This is a genomic window from Pseudomonas sp. 9.1(2019) (assembly GCF_009910445.1).
Classification (GTDB): Bacteria; Pseudomonadota; Gammaproteobacteria; order Pseudomonadales; family Pseudomonadaceae; genus Aquipseudomonas; species Aquipseudomonas paraversuta.
Map to the genome: position 1 here is coordinate 263,429 of NZ_VBWF01000010.1, position 17,359 is coordinate 280,787.

The 17,359-nt window shown below is 58.7% G+C and carries 16 protein-coding genes and 1 pseudogene; 12 read left to right on the forward strand and 5 right to left on the reverse strand.

What is annotated here, in order from left to right:
- Window positions 1-6: 6 nt before the first annotated feature.
- The 3 genes and pseudogenes from FEZ21_RS14670 to FEZ21_RS14680 all read left to right on the forward strand — a co-directional run.
- Window positions 7-573: pseudogene (locus FEZ21_RS14670) on the forward strand (DNA polymerase ligase N-terminal domain-containing protein); the annotation flags it as partial.
- Window positions 574-680: 107 nt separating this feature from the next.
- Complete coding sequence (locus FEZ21_RS14675; protein ID WP_003445489.1) at window positions 681-1,016, forward strand: RcnB family protein; 336 nt, start codon at window positions 681-683, stop codon at window positions 1,014-1,016.
- A gap of 141 nt (window positions 1,017-1,157) precedes the next feature.
- Window positions 1,158-2,393, forward strand: coding sequence for a M20/M25/M40 family metallo-hydrolase (locus FEZ21_RS14680; RefSeq protein WP_160627611.1), 1,236 nt, complete (start codon window positions 1,158-1,160; stop codon window positions 2,391-2,393).
- Window positions 2,394-2,470: 77 nt separating this feature from the next.
- Here the strand turns inward: FEZ21_RS14680 and FEZ21_RS14685 are convergent, their stop codons facing one another.
- From FEZ21_RS14685 to FEZ21_RS14700, 4 genes are all read right to left on the reverse strand, one after another.
- A complete protein-coding gene (locus FEZ21_RS14685; protein WP_160627613.1) occupies window positions 2,471-2,971 on the reverse strand; it encodes a PaaI family thioesterase in 501 nt (166 codons plus the stop codon).
- Window positions 2,972-3,175: 204 nt separating this feature from the next.
- Window positions 3,176-4,357 (reverse strand): acetyl-CoA C-acetyltransferase, encoded by a 1,182-nt coding sequence (locus FEZ21_RS14690; protein WP_127195408.1) that lies wholly within the window; start codon window positions 4,355-4,357, stop codon window positions 3,176-3,178.
- A gap of 25 nt (window positions 4,358-4,382) precedes the next feature.
- Complete coding sequence (locus tag FEZ21_RS14695; RefSeq protein ID WP_003445499.1) at window positions 4,383-5,042, reverse strand: CoA transferase subunit B; 660 nt, start codon at window positions 5,040-5,042, stop codon at window positions 4,383-4,385.
- Window positions 5,043-5,079: 37 nt separating this feature from the next.
- Window positions 5,080-5,778 carry a CoA transferase subunit A gene (locus FEZ21_RS14700; RefSeq protein WP_003445501.1) on the reverse strand — a complete coding sequence of 233 codons (699 nt, stop codon included), beginning with the start codon at window positions 5,776-5,778 and terminating at the stop codon, window positions 5,080-5,082.
- A 134-nt stretch (window positions 5,779-5,912) separates the two neighbouring features.
- Between FEZ21_RS14700 and FEZ21_RS14705 the strand changes: the two genes are divergently transcribed.
- From FEZ21_RS14705 to FEZ21_RS14745, 9 genes are all read left to right on the forward strand, one after another.
- On the forward strand, window positions 5,913-6,812 hold the full coding sequence (locus FEZ21_RS14705) for a LysR family transcriptional regulator (RefSeq protein WP_003445503.1): 900 nt from the start codon (window positions 5,913-5,915) through the stop codon (window positions 6,810-6,812).
- Between the two features lie 383 nt (window positions 6,813-7,195).
- Entirely contained in the window at window positions 7,196-7,855 is a 660-nt protein-coding gene (locus tag FEZ21_RS14710; RefSeq protein ID WP_160627615.1) for a DUF1120 domain-containing protein, read from the forward strand.
- Between the two features lie 466 nt (window positions 7,856-8,321).
- On the forward strand, window positions 8,322-8,975 hold the full coding sequence (locus FEZ21_RS14715; protein WP_160627617.1) for a DUF1120 domain-containing protein: 654 nt from the start codon (window positions 8,322-8,324) through the stop codon (window positions 8,973-8,975).
- Window positions 8,976-9,138: 163 nt separating this feature from the next.
- Window positions 9,139-9,792, forward strand: a complete 654-nt coding sequence (locus FEZ21_RS14720) for a DUF1120 domain-containing protein (protein WP_160627619.1) — start codon at window positions 9,139-9,141, stop codon at window positions 9,790-9,792.
- Between the two features lie 163 nt (window positions 9,793-9,955).
- The gene (locus tag FEZ21_RS14725) at window positions 9,956-10,612 is read left to right on the forward strand and encodes a DUF1120 domain-containing protein (RefSeq protein WP_160627621.1); all 657 of its coding nucleotides are present in this window, start codon (window positions 9,956-9,958) and stop codon (window positions 10,610-10,612) included.
- Window positions 10,613-10,913: 301 nt separating this feature from the next.
- Complete coding sequence (locus FEZ21_RS14730; RefSeq protein ID WP_160627623.1) at window positions 10,914-11,594, forward strand: fimbria/pilus chaperone family protein; 681 nt, start codon at window positions 10,914-10,916, stop codon at window positions 11,592-11,594.
- Window positions 11,595-11,627: 33 nt separating this feature from the next.
- On the forward strand, window positions 11,628-14,198 hold the full coding sequence (locus FEZ21_RS14735; protein ID WP_160627625.1) for a fimbria/pilus outer membrane usher protein: 2,571 nt from the start codon (window positions 11,628-11,630) through the stop codon (window positions 14,196-14,198).
- Complete coding sequence (locus FEZ21_RS14740; RefSeq protein ID WP_160627627.1) at window positions 14,199-14,759, forward strand: hypothetical protein; 561 nt, start codon at window positions 14,199-14,201, stop codon at window positions 14,757-14,759.
- A 52-nt stretch (window positions 14,760-14,811) separates the two neighbouring features.
- Window positions 14,812-15,447, forward strand: coding sequence for a DUF1120 domain-containing protein (locus FEZ21_RS14745; RefSeq protein WP_003445515.1), 636 nt, complete (start codon window positions 14,812-14,814; stop codon window positions 15,445-15,447).
- An 80-nt stretch (window positions 15,448-15,527) separates the two neighbouring features.
- On the opposite strand, the gene FEZ21_RS14750 is transcribed toward FEZ21_RS14745, so the two are convergent.
- Window positions 15,528-16,397 carry an oxaloacetate decarboxylase gene (locus tag FEZ21_RS14750; protein ID WP_003445517.1) on the reverse strand — a complete coding sequence of 290 codons (870 nt, stop codon included), beginning with the start codon at window positions 16,395-16,397 and terminating at the stop codon, window positions 15,528-15,530.
- Window positions 16,398-17,359 lie beyond the last annotated feature (962 nt).

Consider the following 17,359-nt stretch of genomic DNA (forward strand, 5'->3'; position numbering starts at 1 on the left):
TCCGTCATGAACGACAGGCTGGATGAGTACCAGAAAAAACGCGATTTTGCAGCCACGCCGGAGCCCGGCGGTGCAGATCAAAAGGCTTCGCAACGCCATGGGTTCTGCATCCAGAAGCATGACGCAAGCCACCTGCACTACGATTTTCGCCTTGAGCTGGAAGGCACGCTCAAGAGCTGGGCCGTGCCTAAAGGACCAAGCCTGGACCCCCGGGTCAAGCGTCTGGCGGTGCAAGTGGAGGACCATCCACTGGATTACGCCACGTTCGAGGGGCATATCCCTGAAGGCAACTATGGGGCAGGGGATGTGATTGTCTGGGATAACGGGGTGTGGAAGCCCATAGGCGACCCGGTCGAGTCATTCAAAAAAGGCAAGCTGCAGTTCCAGCTCGAAGGCCACAAGCTGCAAGGCATCTGGAACCTGGTGCGTTCACAGCAAGAGGGCAAGAAAAAGCTCTGGTTTTTGATCAAGCACAAGGACGATGCCGCCAGAGCGCAGGCCGATTTTGATGTGCTCACCCAACGCCCGGAATCCGTAATCAGCGGTCGCACCCTCGGGCCCGGGCCGGCAAAGCACAAGCCACGGTAGGCCTGATAAAGGGAACGTTAGCGGTCCTGCACTTGTCCACCGTTGCTATAACCCCAAACCGGCGTCTGGCCGGTAACCACAACGAGGTGAACATGCGCAGCATCATTTCTGCATCAATACTGGCCGGTCTCATGTGCGCAGTACCCTTCGCAGCCCAGGCTGGCGATGAAAAGCCCAGTGACTGCAAACCGGGGCAAATCCTGGCGCAGTCCATGGATCTGAGCAGTTGCTATGGCAACGGCGACAAGGCACCGGACCAATACACCCGCGACACGGCCGCGATAAAAAACTGGAAAGCCAAGGGGCTGCCGCAACCCTCGGATACCGAGCAGTGGGTTGAAATCAGCGGGCATTACGTCCTGGTCAATCGGGTCAATTCGGTGATCAAGGAGATACGCAGCAAGGACGCCAAAGTCCTGGCGCAGTAGCTTCCCCACGCGCAAGGTGCTCCCGATGACCCACCCGACCCCACTGGAAAAGTCGGCGTGCACCTGACATCTGTAGCGTCATATGGGTTACAAAGTGCACTTGATAAAAATAATTACCCATGATGGATCGAGGCCTTACCTATGCAGTTGTCCCGCTTTTCCTTCACCGCAGCCACCGTTCTGGCGCTGCTTGTCAGTGCCGCCGTCAACGCCGCCGAGACGGATCCGCAAGCCTTGCTGGCCAAAGCCCGGGCCGAACAGCCTGCTTATCTGGACACCTTGAAAACCCTGGTCGCAGTGGATACCGGGACCGGGACCAAGCCGGGTCTGGACCAGGTCAGCGCGCTGCTGGTCAAGCGCCTGGAGGCTCTGGGGGCCAAGGTCGAGACCAGTCCGGCCAGTCCTTCGGCAGGTGACAATATCGTCGGCACCTTCAAGGGCACAGGTAATAAAGACTTCCTGCTGATGGTGCATTACGACACCGTATTCGGCCCCGGAACCGTGGCCAAAAGGCCGTTTCGCACCGAAGGTGAGCGTGCCTATGGCCCGGGTGTCGCCGATGCCAAGGGCGGAGTGGCAATGATCCTGCACGCGGTCAAGTTGTTGCAGGATCAACAGTTCAAGGACTACGGCACCCTGACCATACTGTTTAACCCCGACGAAGAAATGGGCTCTGCCGGGTCGAAAAAAATCATTGCCGAACTTGCCCGCAAACATGACTACGTATTCTCCTATGAGCCACCGGACACAGATGCCGTGACCGTGGCCACCAATGGCATCAACCAGCTCAGTATGGAGGTCAAGGGCAAGTCCTCCCATGCGGGCTCCGCGCCGGAAAAGGGTCGCAATGCCCTGACCGAACTGGCGCATCAGATCGTGCAGCTCAAGGACCTGGGCGACCCGGCCAAAGGCACCACGGTTAACTGGACCATGGCCCGGGCCGGCGACAAGGCCAATATCATCCCCGACCTGGCGAGCGCCCAGGCCGACATGCGCTACTCGGATGTGGCCGAAAGCGACCGGGTTCTGGCCGATGCCAAGCGCATTGCGCAGAACACATTGATCCCGGACACCGAAACTGCGATCACCCTGCACCCGGGCCGGCCGCCGTTGGCGAAGAATGCCGGCTCCGAATCCCTGGCCAGAACGGCGCAACAGCTCTATGGCGAAATTGGTCTGAAGGTTGAACCTATCGCCATGCGTTTCGGCACGGATGCGGGTTATGCCTATGTGCCGGGCAGTGCCAAGCCGGCAGTGCTGGAAACCATGGGCGTGGTCGGTGCAGGTTTACACGCAGAGGACGAATACATCGAACTGAGCAGCATTGCGCCGCGGCTGTACCTGACCGTGGCAATGATCAGGGAGCTCTCCAGATAAACCCGCCCCCCGTCCATCTGTAGGAGCTCGCTTGTTGTAGGAGCGAGCTTGCTCGCGAGCCTTTCAGCGAAGAGCTTCTACAGGCGGCCATGGGCCTGGGAAGCCAGTTCTGCGGTATCCACGCGCACAAAGATTGAATCACCGACCGCCGTCAGCACATCCCCCGCATAGACCTCGCAGATCACACGGCTTTTGCGTCCCACCTCACCTTCGACTCTCGCCCGCAAGGTCAGGGGCACACCCATCGGGGTCGGTTTGATGAACTTGATCCCCAGATTGCCGGTGACGCAATTGATCCGCGGCAGGCTGTCGACCTCACGCTGCTGCACACGGTAGTGAAAAGCCATCGCGGTCCAGTTCGAATGGCAATCAACCAGCATCGCAATCAAGCCGCCATAGACCAGGTCCGGCCAGCCGCAATATTTGGCATCCGGCAGGTGCTCGGCGATTACATGCACCCCGTCCTCATGCCAGAAACTCTTTACGTGCAGGCCGTGGACATTGCTGGTGCCGCAGCCGAAACAAACCCCTTCAGGGGCCGCGCTGTCTTGAAGGGAACAACCGAGCTGAGTAGTCATTGGGCATTGCTCCTTGATATGTGTCTGCCAGATGCCATTACGTTAACGTAACCCCCCCGTAGGAGCGAGCTTGCCTCGCGATAGCCTCGAGAGCACCCGACATCCAGACAAAAAAAACGGCGTGACCGAAGTCACGCCGGGGTGTTGCCAGTCAGTGCGCGGATATCGTGGGTCCTTGCCCTGACTGTTTGAACCTGTAGCGCTTCAGCCGCGCTCGATGGCCACGGCCACTCCCTGACCACCACCGATGCACAGGGTAGCGAGGCCTTTTTTGGCGTCGCGCCTGATCATCTCGTGCAACAAGGTCACCAGCACCCGGCAGCCCGAGGCGCCGATCGGATGGCCCAGAGCAATGGCTCCGCCGTTGACATTGACCTTGTCCATGTCCCACTCCAGCTCTTTACCCACCGCCAATGCCTGGGCTGCGAAGGCTTCGTTGGCTTCGATCAGATCCAGCTGGTCGAGGCTCCAGCCAGCCTTGGCCAGGCAGCGCCGGGTGGCCGCTACCGGGCCGATGCCCATGATGGCCGGATCAACCCCGGCACCGGCGTAACCCGAGATCCGCGCCAGTACCGGCAGGCCCAGCGCCCTGGCTTTGTCGGCACTCATCAACATCACGGCGGCGGCCCCGTCATTGATGGTCGAAGAGTTGCCGGCGGTGACGCTGCCGTCTTTCTTGAACGCCGGCTTGAGCAGGCCCAGGGACTGCAGAGTGATGCCTTGACGGGGTTGCTCGTCCACCGCAAACGACAGCGGGTCGCCCTTGCGCTGGGGGATCAGGATCGGCGTGATCTCGTCGGCGAAACGGCCGCACTCGATGGCCGCACAAGCCTTTTGCTGGGACGCGACAGCAAAGGCATCCTGCTGTTCACGGCCGAGCTGGTACTTGTCCACCAGATTCTCGGCAGTGATGCCCATGTGGTAGTCGTTAAAAGCGTCCATCAAGCCGTCGTGGAGCAGGCTGTCGATCATCCTGGCATGGCCCATGCGCAAGCCGGTGCGGGCAGCAGGCAGCACGTAGGGGGCCAGGCTCATGTTCTCCATGCCACCGGCAATAATGACCTCTGCATCGCCGCAGCGGATCGCCTGGGCCGCCAGCTGGACCGCCTTGAGACCGGAACCGCAGAGCTTGTTCAGGGTCATGGCGGGAACGCTGTGGGGCAGGCCGGCGAATATCGACGCCTGACGCGCGGGGTTTTGCCCGCAACCGGCGCTCAGCACCTGGCCGAGAATCACTTCATCCACCTGATCAGCGTCCAGACCGGTTTTGACCAGCAACTGGCGAATTACCGCGGCGCCCAGTTCGACTGCCGGAATAGTGGCCAGGGCCCCCTGAAAACTACCTATGGCTGTGCGCGTGGCCGCGACAATGACGACTTCTTGCATCACATTGCTCCTTGAAAAAGCCAGGTCAGGCGAACTGCATTTCTGGTACATGCTCGGGCACGATCAACTTGCCGGCGGTCTTGCGCACAATTTCTTCCACGCTGACCCCGGGGGCACGCTCCTTGAGGATGAACGCACCGTCAGCGATTTCCAGGTAGGCGAGGTCGGTCAGAACCCGCTTGATGCAGCCGGCACCGGTCAACGGCAGGCTGCAACGGGACAGCAGTTTCGACTCGCCGTCCTTGGACGCATGGGTCATGGTGACGATGATATTGTCGGCCCCCGCCACCAGGTCCATCGCGCCGCCCATGCCCTTGACCATTTTGCCGGGGATCATCCAGGAGGCGATATTGCCCTGCACGTCCACTTCAAAGGCGCCGAGCACGGTCAGGTCGATGTGACCGCCGCGAATCATGGCGAAGGATTCTGCCGAAGAGAAAATCGAAGCCCCGGTGCGGGCAGTAACTGTCTGTTTGCCGGCATTGATCATGTCGGCGTCAGCTTGCCCTTTTTGCGGGAATGCACCCATGCCGAGCAGGCCGTTTTCTGATTGCAGCATGACTTCCATGCCTTCGGGGATGTAGTTGGCCACCAGGGTCGGAATGCCGATGCCGAGGTTCACATAGAAGCCGTCCTGCATTTCGCGGGCGACGCGCTGGGCCATTTGTTCGCGGGTAAGAGCCATTATTGTTCTCCGTGGAGCCAGGGCTGAGGGCAGGGGATCAGGAACGTTCGGTGAGTTGCTCGATGCGTTTCTCGAACGTGCCGCAAATGATCCGGTCGACGTAGATGCCAGGGGTATGGATCTGTGTCGGGTCCAGCTCGCCGGGCTCGACGATCTCTTCAACTTCGACCACGGTGATCTTGCCCGCGGTGGCGGCCAGCGGATTGAAGTTTTGCGCGGTGTGGCGGTAGATCACGTTGCCAAAATGGTCAGCCTTCCAGCCTTTGACAATGGCGAAGTCGCCGGTGATCGACTCTTCCATCAGGTAGGCGCGACCCTTGAATTCGCGGATTTCCTTGCCGTCAGCCACTGGCGTGCCTACACCGGTAGCGGTAAAGAACGCAGGAATACCGGCGCCACCGGCACGCATCTTCTCGGCAAGAGTGCCCTGGGGGGTCAGTACCACTTCGATTTCGCCGTCCAGCAACTGCTTCTCGAACAGGGCGTTTTCCCCCACGTAAGAGGCGATCACTTTGCTGACCTGGCGGTCTTGCAGCAATACCCCCAGACCAAACCCGTCAACCCCGCAGTTGTTCGAGACCACCGTCAGGTCGCGAGTGCCCTTGCGCTTGATCTCGTTGATCAGGTTTTCCGGGATACCGCACAGACCAAAGCCCCCGGCGATCACGGTCATGCCATCTTCGAGCCCGGCCAGGGCTTCCTCGTAGGACGCCACACGTTTGTCGAAACCTGCCATAGACACCTCTCTTATTGTTAGTGGTGGGTGGTTAGCCAATGGCAGCGAGTGTCACTCCGGGCAATTGATTTGTTAAATTGTTTTTTAAGGTTTATTAATTGGTAAAGTAAATCAATAACTCCAGGGTACAGCCCATGACCGTAAAACAGATGCGTGCCTTCCTCGCCGTGGCCCAGAGCCTGAGCTTCGCCGTGGCCTGTGAACGCCTGCATTTGTCGCAGTCGGCCCTGAGCCTGACCATCAAGGCGCTGGAGGAAGGGCTGGGAGGGCGCCTGTTCAGCCGTACCACACGGCATGTGGCCCTGACCCCCGAAGGTGAGTCGCTGTTGCCGCTGGCCCGACGGCTGATTGCCGAGTGGGACAATGCCGAGGACGAGATGCGCCAGCGCTTCACCCTGCAGCGGGGGCGGGTAACCCTGGCAGCGATACCTTCGTTTTCGGGCAATCTGCTGCCGCGTATCCTCAAGAACTTTCGTACCCGCCACCCCCGGCTCAACGTCACGGTCAACGACGTGATCAACGAACAGGTGCTGGAGATGGTACGTGATCGTCAGGTGGAACTGGGGGTGGCATTCAAGCCGGGCCCGGGGTCAGCGCTGACCTTTACCCCGCTGTATATGGACCGGTTTGTCGCAATAGTGCCCAGTGATTCGCAGTGGGCCGGGCGTTTGCTGATTGATTGGCAAACCCTGCTGGAACAACCCTTCATCACACTGCAGCGACCCTCTGCCGTACGGGTGATGCTCGAAGAGCATTTGCAGGCCCGGCAGATGAAATTGCCGGTGGAATTTGAAAGTCATCAACTGGCTACGGTCGGACGCATGGTCGCCAGCGGGCTGGGAGTCAGTGCAGTTCCGGCACTGTGCGCCGAACAGATGCGCGAGCTCGGCGCCCGCTGCATCACCTTGCATGAACCCGTGATAGAACGGGCCATGGGCATCCTGACCAAACCCGGCCATGAGTTGTCGGCAGCGGCCCAGGCGATGTTTGACAGTTTGCTCGGCGAGAAACTTGGCGAACGGTTTTGCGACTAAGGTCCGGATGGCCCCTGGCAGCGGCCGTGTAATCTTTGGTTACATCATTAAGATACTCTTAGTCATTGCCAGCTATTCCTAAACATCTTGCAGCACTGATTCAGTGCATGAACTTGAATGCCTCAGTGTTATTGGCAAAAAACTTAACCTGTCGCATCTGATAACTAAAGTCTCGCGCGTAACTTGGCCCTAGGACTCCTACAGACACCTCGGACCTTTATTAAGAACAGTCCTAACTTGCAATGCATCAAATACCCATATGCCTTGTTTGAATCGGCCGCCAAACGTACCGCCTGTATTATTTAATAAAGTGATTGAGTAAGATGCCGCCGCTGCACTCAATAAACTGCGCTCTCGCGGCGCTTACTATGGAAGTTACTTATATGTTGTCTTTGAAAAAAACCTTGCTCGTTACTTGCCTGTTGGCAGTTTCTGGAAGTGCACTGGCCGCCAACAAGGCCGACCTGCTTGTGATCGGCAAGATCGTTCCCGCCGGCTGTGACGTAACCATCGGCACGGGTGCACCTCTGGACCTGGGCGATATCCATGTCGCCGATCTGAACCCCGATCCTGATAAACCAACTTCACTGGCCAACCGCAGCGTTCCTTATAGCCTCACCTGCACCGGCCCGGTGGCCATCAGCACCAGCTGGCTTGACAACAATGAAGCCCACGGTACCCACCCTATAGCCAGTCATAACTTCTTCAGCCTGGGCAAAGATGCGGCTGACGCCCCTATCGGCCACTTGTGGATCCAGCACGGTGGTGGCGCAAGCGTAGCGGTAACCGGTAATGGCGCTGAAACCCATGCCAATGTCATCACCAGCGTCGACGGTATTGTCTGGACTGATGCGTCCTACGGTCAGGCCAGCAAGCGTCAGGTCAACTCCTTTGCGCCAGCGGGGGAAATGACACCCGCGGCCTACACCACCTATAGCGGAAGATTCACACTCAAGCCGCAAATTGCGCCGACCAGTACCCTGGACCTTAACAATGCGCTGACCATTGATGCCAGTGCCACCATGGAAGTGACTTACCTGTAACTGTAGTTTTGCCTCTGTCACGCCGAATATTATTCGGCGTGACAGTACGATTGTACTGCGGGCAATATGCATGAGCGCCGGGGAACAGTAGCGACCAAACTCAGGGTGGTACTTTTTAGAAAGGGGTGGGCCTATTCATAACTGCCGAACCCATGATTGACTTATAACGCCGCAAATATGCGCCACATAAAAACCCAATATCTACAGGCTGGCACTGCCGTGAACTATGTATTGCTTCGCCCCCCGATTTTCTGCCAGAGAAAACGCCTGATAAACAAGGTGAGTTTAAATCCACACCTATAACTGAATATGAGCTAAAAATCGGAATATTCCTAATTGATTACGCCCTAGGAGTATTCCTATTTTAAGTTTTGCAACAGGTCGTCAGAGTGCTGGCCGCCGTAACTGGCCTGCTCTGAAGCATTGATTCGAGCAGTTTTATTCATCAAGACATGGACGAACCATTATGAATGTTAAAAAAACTTTGCTTGCAACCTGCCTTCTGGCTGCTTCGGCCAATGCATTGGCCGCGACCACTGCCGACCTGAAAGTTACCGGTAAGGTGGTACCTGCCAGCTGCGACGTGACCATCGGCACCGGAGCCCCCCTGGATCTGGGTGACATTCTGATCAGTGCACTCAATCCAGACCCCGATAAGCCAACCGCACTGAACGTTCCTGCGGTTCCTTACAACATCACCTGTACCGGACCGGTCGCCATCAGCACCAGCTGGGTTGATAACCAGGAAGCCGACGGTACCTCAGCACCTGGTCCCAACTTTTTCAGCCTGGGCAAAGATGCGTCTGACAACCCTATTGGGCACCTTTGGATCCAGCACGGTGGTGGCGGAAGCGTTGCAGTGACGGGTAATGGCGCAGAGACCCATGCCAATGTCATTACCAGTGCCGACGGTATTACCTGGACTAACTCAACCTACGGTCAGGCCAGCAAAACCCAAATGAACTCCTTTGCTCCAGTGGGGGCATCAACGCCCGAGGCCTACACCACCTATAGGGGTAACTTCGTGCTCAAGCCGGCGATAGCCCCCGTGAACGATCTGGACCTGAGTACCTCGCTGAACATCAATGCCAACGCCACCATGGAACTCAGCTACCTGTGATGGTTGACCGTGCGCCGGATCCACTCCGGTGCATACAGACGCAATGCTCGTTCGGTTACTTGTGGCTACAGCACGGCGGTGGCGCAAGCGTAGCGGTAACCGGCAATAGTGCTGAAACCATTGAATCGAGCAGTTTTACCCATCAAGACATAGAGGAACCATTATGAATGTTAAAAAAACTTTGCTTGCAACCTGTCTTCTGGCTGCCTCTGCCAATGCATTGGCCGCGACCACTGCCGACCTGAAAGTTACCGGTAAGGTGGTACCTGCCAGCTGCGACGTGACCATCGGCACCGGAGCCCCCCTGAATCTGGGTGACATTCAGGTCAGCGCACTCAATCCAGACCCCGATAAGCCAACCGCGCTGCCCCAACCTTCGGTTCCTTACAACATCACCTGTACCGGACCGGTCGCCATCAGCACCAGCTGGGTTGATAACCAGGAAGCCGACGGTACCTCAATACCTAGTGCCAACTTTTTCAGCCTGGGCAAAGATGCATCTGACGCCCCTATTGGCCACCTTTGGATCCAGCACGGCGCTGGCGGAAGCGTTGCAGTGACGGGTAATGGCGCAGAGACCCATGCCAATGTCATTACCAGTACCGACGGTGTTACCTGGACTAACTCATCCTACGGTCAGGCCAGCAAAACCCAGATTAACTCCTTTGCTCCAGTGGGGGCATCTACGCCCGAGGCCTACACCACCTATAGCGGCCGCTTCACACTCAAACCGACGATAGCCCCCGTGAACGATCTGGACCTGAGTACCTCGCTGAATATCAATGCCAACGCCACCATGGAACTCAGCTACCTGTAATGGTTGACCGTGCGCCGGATCCACTCCGGTGCATACAGACGCAATGCTCGTTCGGTTACTTGTGGCTACAGCACGGCGGTGGCGCAAGCGTAGCGGTAACCGGCAGTGGTGCTGAAACCATTGAATCGAGCAGTTTTACCCATCAAGACTTAGAGGAACCATTATGAATATTAAACAAACTTTGCTTGCAACCTGTCTTCTGGCTGCTTCGGCCAATGCATTGGCCGCGACCACTGCCGACCTGAAAGTTACCGGTAAGGTGGTACCTGCCAGCTGCGACGTGACCATCGGCACCGGAGCCCCCCTGGATCTGGGTGACATTCAGGTCAGCGCACTCGAAAGCGACCCTGCCAAGCCAACCCCAATGCCCAACGCTACTCTTCCATACAACATCACCTGTACCGGACCGGTCGCCATCAGCACCAGCTGGGTTGATAACCAGGAAGCCGACGGTACCTACCCTGCGGCTGGCCACAACCTGTTCAGCCTGGGCAAAGATGCGGCTGACGCCCCTATTGGCCACCTTTGGATCCAGCACGGTGGTGGCGCAAGCGTTGTAGTGACGGGTAATGGTACGGAAACCCATGCCAATGTCCTTGCCAGTAACGACGGTATTACCTGGGTTGACGCACAGTACGGTCAGATCAGCAAAATCGCGATGAACTCCTTTGCTCCAGTGGGGGCAACAACGCCGGCTGCCTACACCACCTATAGCGGCACCTTCACACTCAAGCCGCAAATTGCCCCTGTGGACACGCTGGACCTGAGTACTTCGCTGAACATCAATGCCAACGCCACCATGGAGCTGAACTACCTGTAACTGTTGCCCCGCACCGGATTCGCACCGGTGCAGGCAGACGCAATGCGCGTTCGGCGTGGGCCATTCAGGCCACCTGAACACATTGCCGTGTAACAGCGCTCAACAAGGTGCCTCCGGGCGGGGCACCTTTTCATTGTTGCCGAATCGCCAATAGTCGTCGTCACGCTTTTCTGCGGATCTTTATCCCGGGCCCAACGGCGCAAGAGCGCGAGTGACTGAACCCTTAAACATTTCCCGGACTCCTTGAAGTTCGCCAAAGGTCGTGCCCATGTTTTTATTTCGCCTACAGAGCCCCAGATGCTTGCTCAGCTTTTTTATCCTGGCCCTGGCCAGTTGGTTGCCGCCAGTCCAGGCCGCCGGCATGGTCCCCGACACCACCGTCGTGATTGTCCAGGTGGCTGACGGCGAAGGCCGGATCAATGTCACCAATACCGATGCCCAGGCCGCACTGCTGCATAGCTCTCTGCAAAACATTGCCGAAGACAAGGAAACCCTGCTGGTGGTAACGCCGCCCCTGACCCGCGTCGAACCGGGGCAAAAACAGCTGGTGCGTTTTATCCTGCAGGCGCGCACGCCGGTCACCACCCAGCGTCTGAAGCGCGTGATATTCGAAGGCATCCCGCAAAAGAAAACCGACGCCAAATCCACGGTCACCATGAACGTACGCCAGAACCTGCCGGTGATTATCCATCCCGAAGGTCTGCCCATGAAAAACGATCCCTGGGTACTGCTCAAGTGGACCCGCTCCGGCAATACCCTGACGGTGAATAACGACAGCCCGTATGTGGTGCGCCTGACCAAGCAACTGACCCTGCTGCCAGGCAAGACCGCGGCTGAACTGCCCAATAACTACATTTTGCCGGGCCAGACCCTAAGCGTGAAACTCCCCGAGCAGAGCCCTGAATCGCTGACTTCGGTGCAATTCACCCCGGCCAGTATTTACGGATTTGCCGTCAACGCATTTACCGCCCCCCTGAACTGATCCTCTGTTTTTAGTATGTCAAGGATGTCCTGGATGATTTTGAAGCCCATGGCAGCGCGTGTCTGTGGCGCGCTGTTTCGCCACCTGAGACCTTCGAGCCTGCTGGCCCCTTTGGCCTTGCTGAGTGTTGAGGCACTTGCCAAGCAAACCGACAGTGCCCATACCCGTCTTGAGCCTGCCGAGCTGCTGGCGCAATTTGATGTGCAAATGCTCAAGCACCGGGGCATCGACCCGGCTGTGGCACAGTATTTTGCCGCCGCACCGCGATTCGGCTCTGGCAATCGACGGGTAGAGTTATGGGTCAACGGTAACCCCCGCGGCCAGGTCGAAGCCCGTTTCGATGATGAAGGCCAGTTGTGCTTCAACCGTGGGTTGCTGGATCAGGCGGGATTGAAAATCCCCAAGGCGCAATGGCAGATAAACCCGGGGCAAAGTCCGGATATCCAGGCTATTTGCTACGACTTTGCCGGTGCCTGGCCGCAAACCGAAGTCGAATTGTTACCCAACAGCCAGCAAGTGCGGCTGGTGGTGAGTCACGATGCCCTGCGCCCGGAGGCGGTGGACCGTGGCATCTACCAGAGCGGCGGTGCCGGGGCGCTGATCAATTATGAACTGCAGACCTTTACCTCGCAGTCCGGCAGTTACTCCAGCAATTATCATTCGGCCAATACCGAGCTGGGTTTTAACCTGGGTGACTGGATAGTGCGCAGCAGCCAGTCGTTTACCGCCAATGATAACGGCAATGACTTCCAGACCCTCTACACCTACGGCCAGACCACCTTTGTCGAACAGGCCCGCACCCTGCAAGTGGGGGAGATCAATATCAGTGATTCGGTGGTGGCCGGTGCGCCCATCACCGGCTTGCAACTGGTGCCCGAGTCGGCCCTGAAAAGCGGTAGCCAGGGCGCCACGGTTGACGGCATCGCGCAAAGCCAGGCCCGGGTCGAAGTGCGCCAGGCCGGTGCATTGCTCTACACCACGGTAGTGCCGGCCGGGCCGTTCAGGCTGTCGGATATCCGTTTGCTCAACAGCAACACGGATCTTGATGTGCGGGTGATCGAAGCCGATGGTCAGGAGCAGCGCTTTACGGTGGCCGCCGCATCGCTGATTCGCACCTCGTTGTCGACCCCGGGAATGTCCCTTGCCGTGGGCAAGCTGCGTACCTTCGACAGCAGCAGTGGCGGGGCCAAACCCCTGATTGCCACGGCCAGCGACGGCTGGCTGCTGGGTTCCAGCAACAAAATTTCTGCCGGCGCCATGTTGGCCGACAACAATTATCAGGCCCTGGCACTGGAGCTGGATTCAGTGCTCAGCCCCACCACGGCACTGACGGTGCGCACCGTGGCGTCCAAGGCGCCGAAGGTCAAGGGCGCAGGCGGGCAGGTCAGTGCCAGCCTCAGTACCCGTGTCAGCGAAAAAATCAGCGTCAACCTCAACACCACCCAGCAAAGCCAGGGCTACCGTGACCTGCTGGACACCACTAACCGGTATAACCAGTACGACTCCAGCGGGCTGGCCCGCTCCCAGTACGGCGTATCGGCCGCCTGGAGCGATCCGGTGCTGGGCAGTTTCAGCAGCACCTGGTCGACCTCCCGCACGTTTGCCGGGCACAGCTCCGAGTACCTGAGCGCCAGCTGGAGCAAGTCATTCCCGCGTTTCAGCGTTAACGCCAGTGTGGAAAAGACCACCCGCAACCTGAACCGCAAGGAGCAGACCCGGCGCTCACGCAATGAAGGGCCACAAACGGCACTCTACTTGTCGGTCAGCGTGCCCCTGGGCAGCGGCCGCAGTACCCGGGCCTACGCCAGCCAGCGTTCGGATCGCACCCGCTACGGTGCCAGCTTCAATGACAGCAGTTTTGAACGGTTCAATTACAACCTGGCAGTGGAGCGCGAAGTGGAGAACGTCAGCCAGCAGTTATCTGCCAACGCCAGCCTGCTGACCCCTTATGCCCAGACCTCAGCCGGGGTTTCCACCAGCGACGACAGCCGCAGCTACAACTTGCGGGCCAGCGGCGGGGTAGTGGTGCATGAGCAGGGTGTGACGCTGTCGCCGTATCCGGTGCGCGACAGCTTTGCCATTGCCTCGGTAGGGGATGTTGCGGGGATCAAGTTGCAGACCCCGAGCGGTCCGGTGTGGACCGATGGCGCGGGGCGTGCGGTGATCGCCAGCCTTAACCCGTACAGCTCGACCAGGGTGGAAGTGGAAACCAAGGATCTGCCACGCAACATCGATATCCGCAATGGCCACCAGATGCTCTCTGCGGCCCGTGGTTCGGTACACCGGATGGATTTTGAAGTGCTCAAGAGCCGGCGGGTGCTGTTGACGGTAATGGATGCCAAGGGCGGTGTTCCGGCCAAGGGCGCCAGTGTCGTGGATGCCAATGGCGGCTTTGTCACCAGCGTCATCGATGACGGCCAGGTGTACCTGAACCACCTGGAACATGCCACACCGCTGCGCATTGAGCACAGCGACGATCAGTCCTGCGAGTTGAGCTTCGAGGTCCCCGAGGAGCAAGACCTGGAAAGCTATTTCGAAACCCTCAATGCCAGCTGTACCTCTGAGCCAAAAGCCATGCTGGCCGCCAATGGGAGAACCCTGTAAATGACTATTCCGGACCCTCGCCACAAGCTGCTCCCGGTCTCATTACTGTTGCTCCTGTTGGGGTGCAGCCCGCACTTGCTGGCCAGCGATTGCGAAATCACCTTGAGCAGCCAGCATCTCGATTACGGCCCTCAGCAACACCCGTCCGGTGCCGTAACACCGCAGGCCAGGCACCTTCTGGACCGGCGCGAGGTGCGCCTGAACGCCAATTGCCTGGCAGATTCGGCCATCGAGTTGAGCCTGCACGGGCCCGTGCAATCGAACCGGATGAAGTTCAGTGATCAAGGCCAGGTCAGCATTCAAATGAGCCGGGCGCAACTGGATGGCCGCCCGGTCGGCCTGGCCAGGCTGAGTGATCTGGGGGCTACGGGGGTCGGTCTGGAGAGTCTGGCGAGCGCACCGGGCGATATCATTGTTCCGGTCGAAGGCGGCCTTCCGGCACGCGGCAAGAGCCTGGTGCTGAGCCTGGAAATTGTGCCGGAGCTGCCGTTGAGTGACATGCGCTCGCGGGATGCCAAAACCCACGAGGGGCAGTTGCGCATCGACGTCAGCGCAACATGAGCCGCCATGCTTATGCCCCTTGGCCTCATCAAATTTTGCAACAGGTGATTTTATGCGTCCCTTAACTAGCTTGCTCCTGCTGTTGTTGGTTGTTGCGGGCACTGCACAGAGTGCCTCCAGCGTAGACCTGAGTATTAGCGCCACCACTCACCCGGCGGCCTGTGATATCCGTCTGGAGAATGGCGGTCACGTTGACTACGGGGTGCTGCAGCGCAGTGACCTGAACGCCGATAGCAGCCGTGAAACCCTGTTGCCGGCCAGGAACCTGGGCTGGTCGATCAGTTGCGGGTATGCGGTGCCGGTTGGCCTGCAATGGACCGACAACCACGCCGCCTATGGCAGCCTGCCTGTGGGCACGCAGTATTTCAGCATGGGCAAGGATGGCCGGGGTGCGCCGATTGGCAGCCTGGAGATCCTCTACGGTGATGCCACTGTGGCTGACGGGCAAACCGTATCAGCCATCTCCAGGCAGACAGGAAGTGCCACCTGGATACCCAACCTCACCGGTATCGTCGACAACCGTTTCGTACTGGCATTTGCCGCTCCCGGAACCGGTACCCTCGGGGCATTTGCCAGTTACTCCGGACAGTTGCTGCTGAGCACGCGCATTGCGCCGCTCGATACTCTGGACCAGACCCGGGTGATCCAGCTGGACGCCAGCGCAACGGTGGAGATCATCTACCTGTAGGCCATTGGCCGGTCAGCAGTACAAGACCGGCCGAAGCGTGTACGGGTGGTTACTGGTTGGCGTAGCGAGGCGAGCACTGATCACTCTTGTACATCCATGAACTCCTTGGCCCAGGCCACATAGTTTTCCGGCAGCGTATAGGTGTGGGTCAATTCTGTGGCGCTCAGATTGGAGGTGCTGTGGGTCAGCTGGCGCTGGGCCCGCAGGCTGTCGTAGGTGGCCTTGATGGCGGCAAAGTAGGCTGCATGTCCGGCCACCACCACGCGCACGCCCAGACTTGCCAGGCGCTGGCTGTCATTGAGTTCGGGGTTGCCGTAAGTCACCAGCATCAAGGGCACGCTGAGTTTTTCCGAGATCTGCTCAAGGTGCTCGAAGTCCTTGATGCCGACGATGCAGATACCATCGGCACCGGCTTTCTCATAGGCCAGGGTGCGTTCGATAATGGCACTGGTTGGCAACACCCCGGCATTGGTCCGGGCAATGATTGAGAGACCGGGATCGACACGGGCTTCCAGGGCGGCCTTGACCTTGCCAATGCCTTCCTCGATGGAAATCAGGTCAGTGGATTTGCGCGCGAACTGGGCGGGCAGCAGGGTGTCTTCAATGGTCAGTGCCGCAACCCCGGCGCGCTCCAGTTCTTCGACGGTGCGCATCACATTCAGGGCATTGCCATAGCCATGGTCGGCATCAGCTATGAAGGGCAATTGGGCCACGCGGCCGATGCGGGTGGCCTGTTCAACGAACTCACTCAGGGTGATCAACGCAAAATCGGGGGCTGCCAGTACCTGCAGCGACGCTACCGAGCCGCCCAGGATGCCGACCTCAAAACCAAGATCGGCAGCGATGCGGGCGGACATGGGGTCGAAAACAGAAGCAGTTTCGACGCACATTGGCGTGGCCAGCAGTTCACGAAAATTGCGACGAAGATCTGAGTGGGAAATTTTGGACATGTTCTTTCCTGGTTCTGGCCATCGTCAAAATACGATCAATGCCCGCTGTTCATAGTGCGGCAAGACTATCACGCAAGAAAACCGGGGATCATGACGTTTAAGCATGGGGTATGCGCCAGGCGCTGGCTTTGCTCCTGGCAAGTGTAGGAGCGAGCTTGCCTCGCGATGGCGCAATGTCCTTGTCGGATGTAAGGACTGACACACCGCCATCGCTGGCAAGCCAGCACCCACAGGGTTTAAGCGGCATCTGTAGGAGCGAGCTTGCCTCGCGATGGCTCAATGTCCTTGCCGGATGAAATGACTGACACACCGCCATCGCTGGCAAGCCAGCTCCCACAGGGTGATAGCGGCATTTGTAGGAGCGAGCTTGCCTCGCGATGGCGCAATGTCCTTGCCGGATGTAAGGACTGACTCACCGCCATCGCTGGCAAGCCAGCTCCCACAGGGTGTAAGCGGCATTTGTAGGCGCGAGCTTGCCTCGCGATGGCGCAATGTCCTTGCCGGATGAAATGACTGACACACCGCTATCGCTGGCAAGCCAGCTCCCACAGGGTGTAAGCGGCATTTGTGGGAGCGAGCTTGCCTCGCGATGGCGCAATGTCATTGCCGGATGAAATGACTGACACACCGCTATCGCTGGCAAGCCAGCTCCCACAGGGTGGAGCTGCATCTGTAGGAGCGAGCTTGCCTCGCGATGGCGCAATGTCATTGCCGGATGAAATGACTGACACACCGCCATCGCTGGCAAGCCAGCTCCCACAGGGTGGAGCTGCATCTGTAGGAGCGAGCTTGCCTCGCGATGGCGCAATGTCATTGCCGGATGAAATGACTGACACACCGCCATCGCTGGCAAGCCAGCTCCCACAGGGTGGAGCTGCATCTGTAGGAGCGAGCTTGCCTCGCGATGGCGCAATGTCATTGCCGGATGAAATGACTGACACACCGCCATCGCTGGCAAGCCA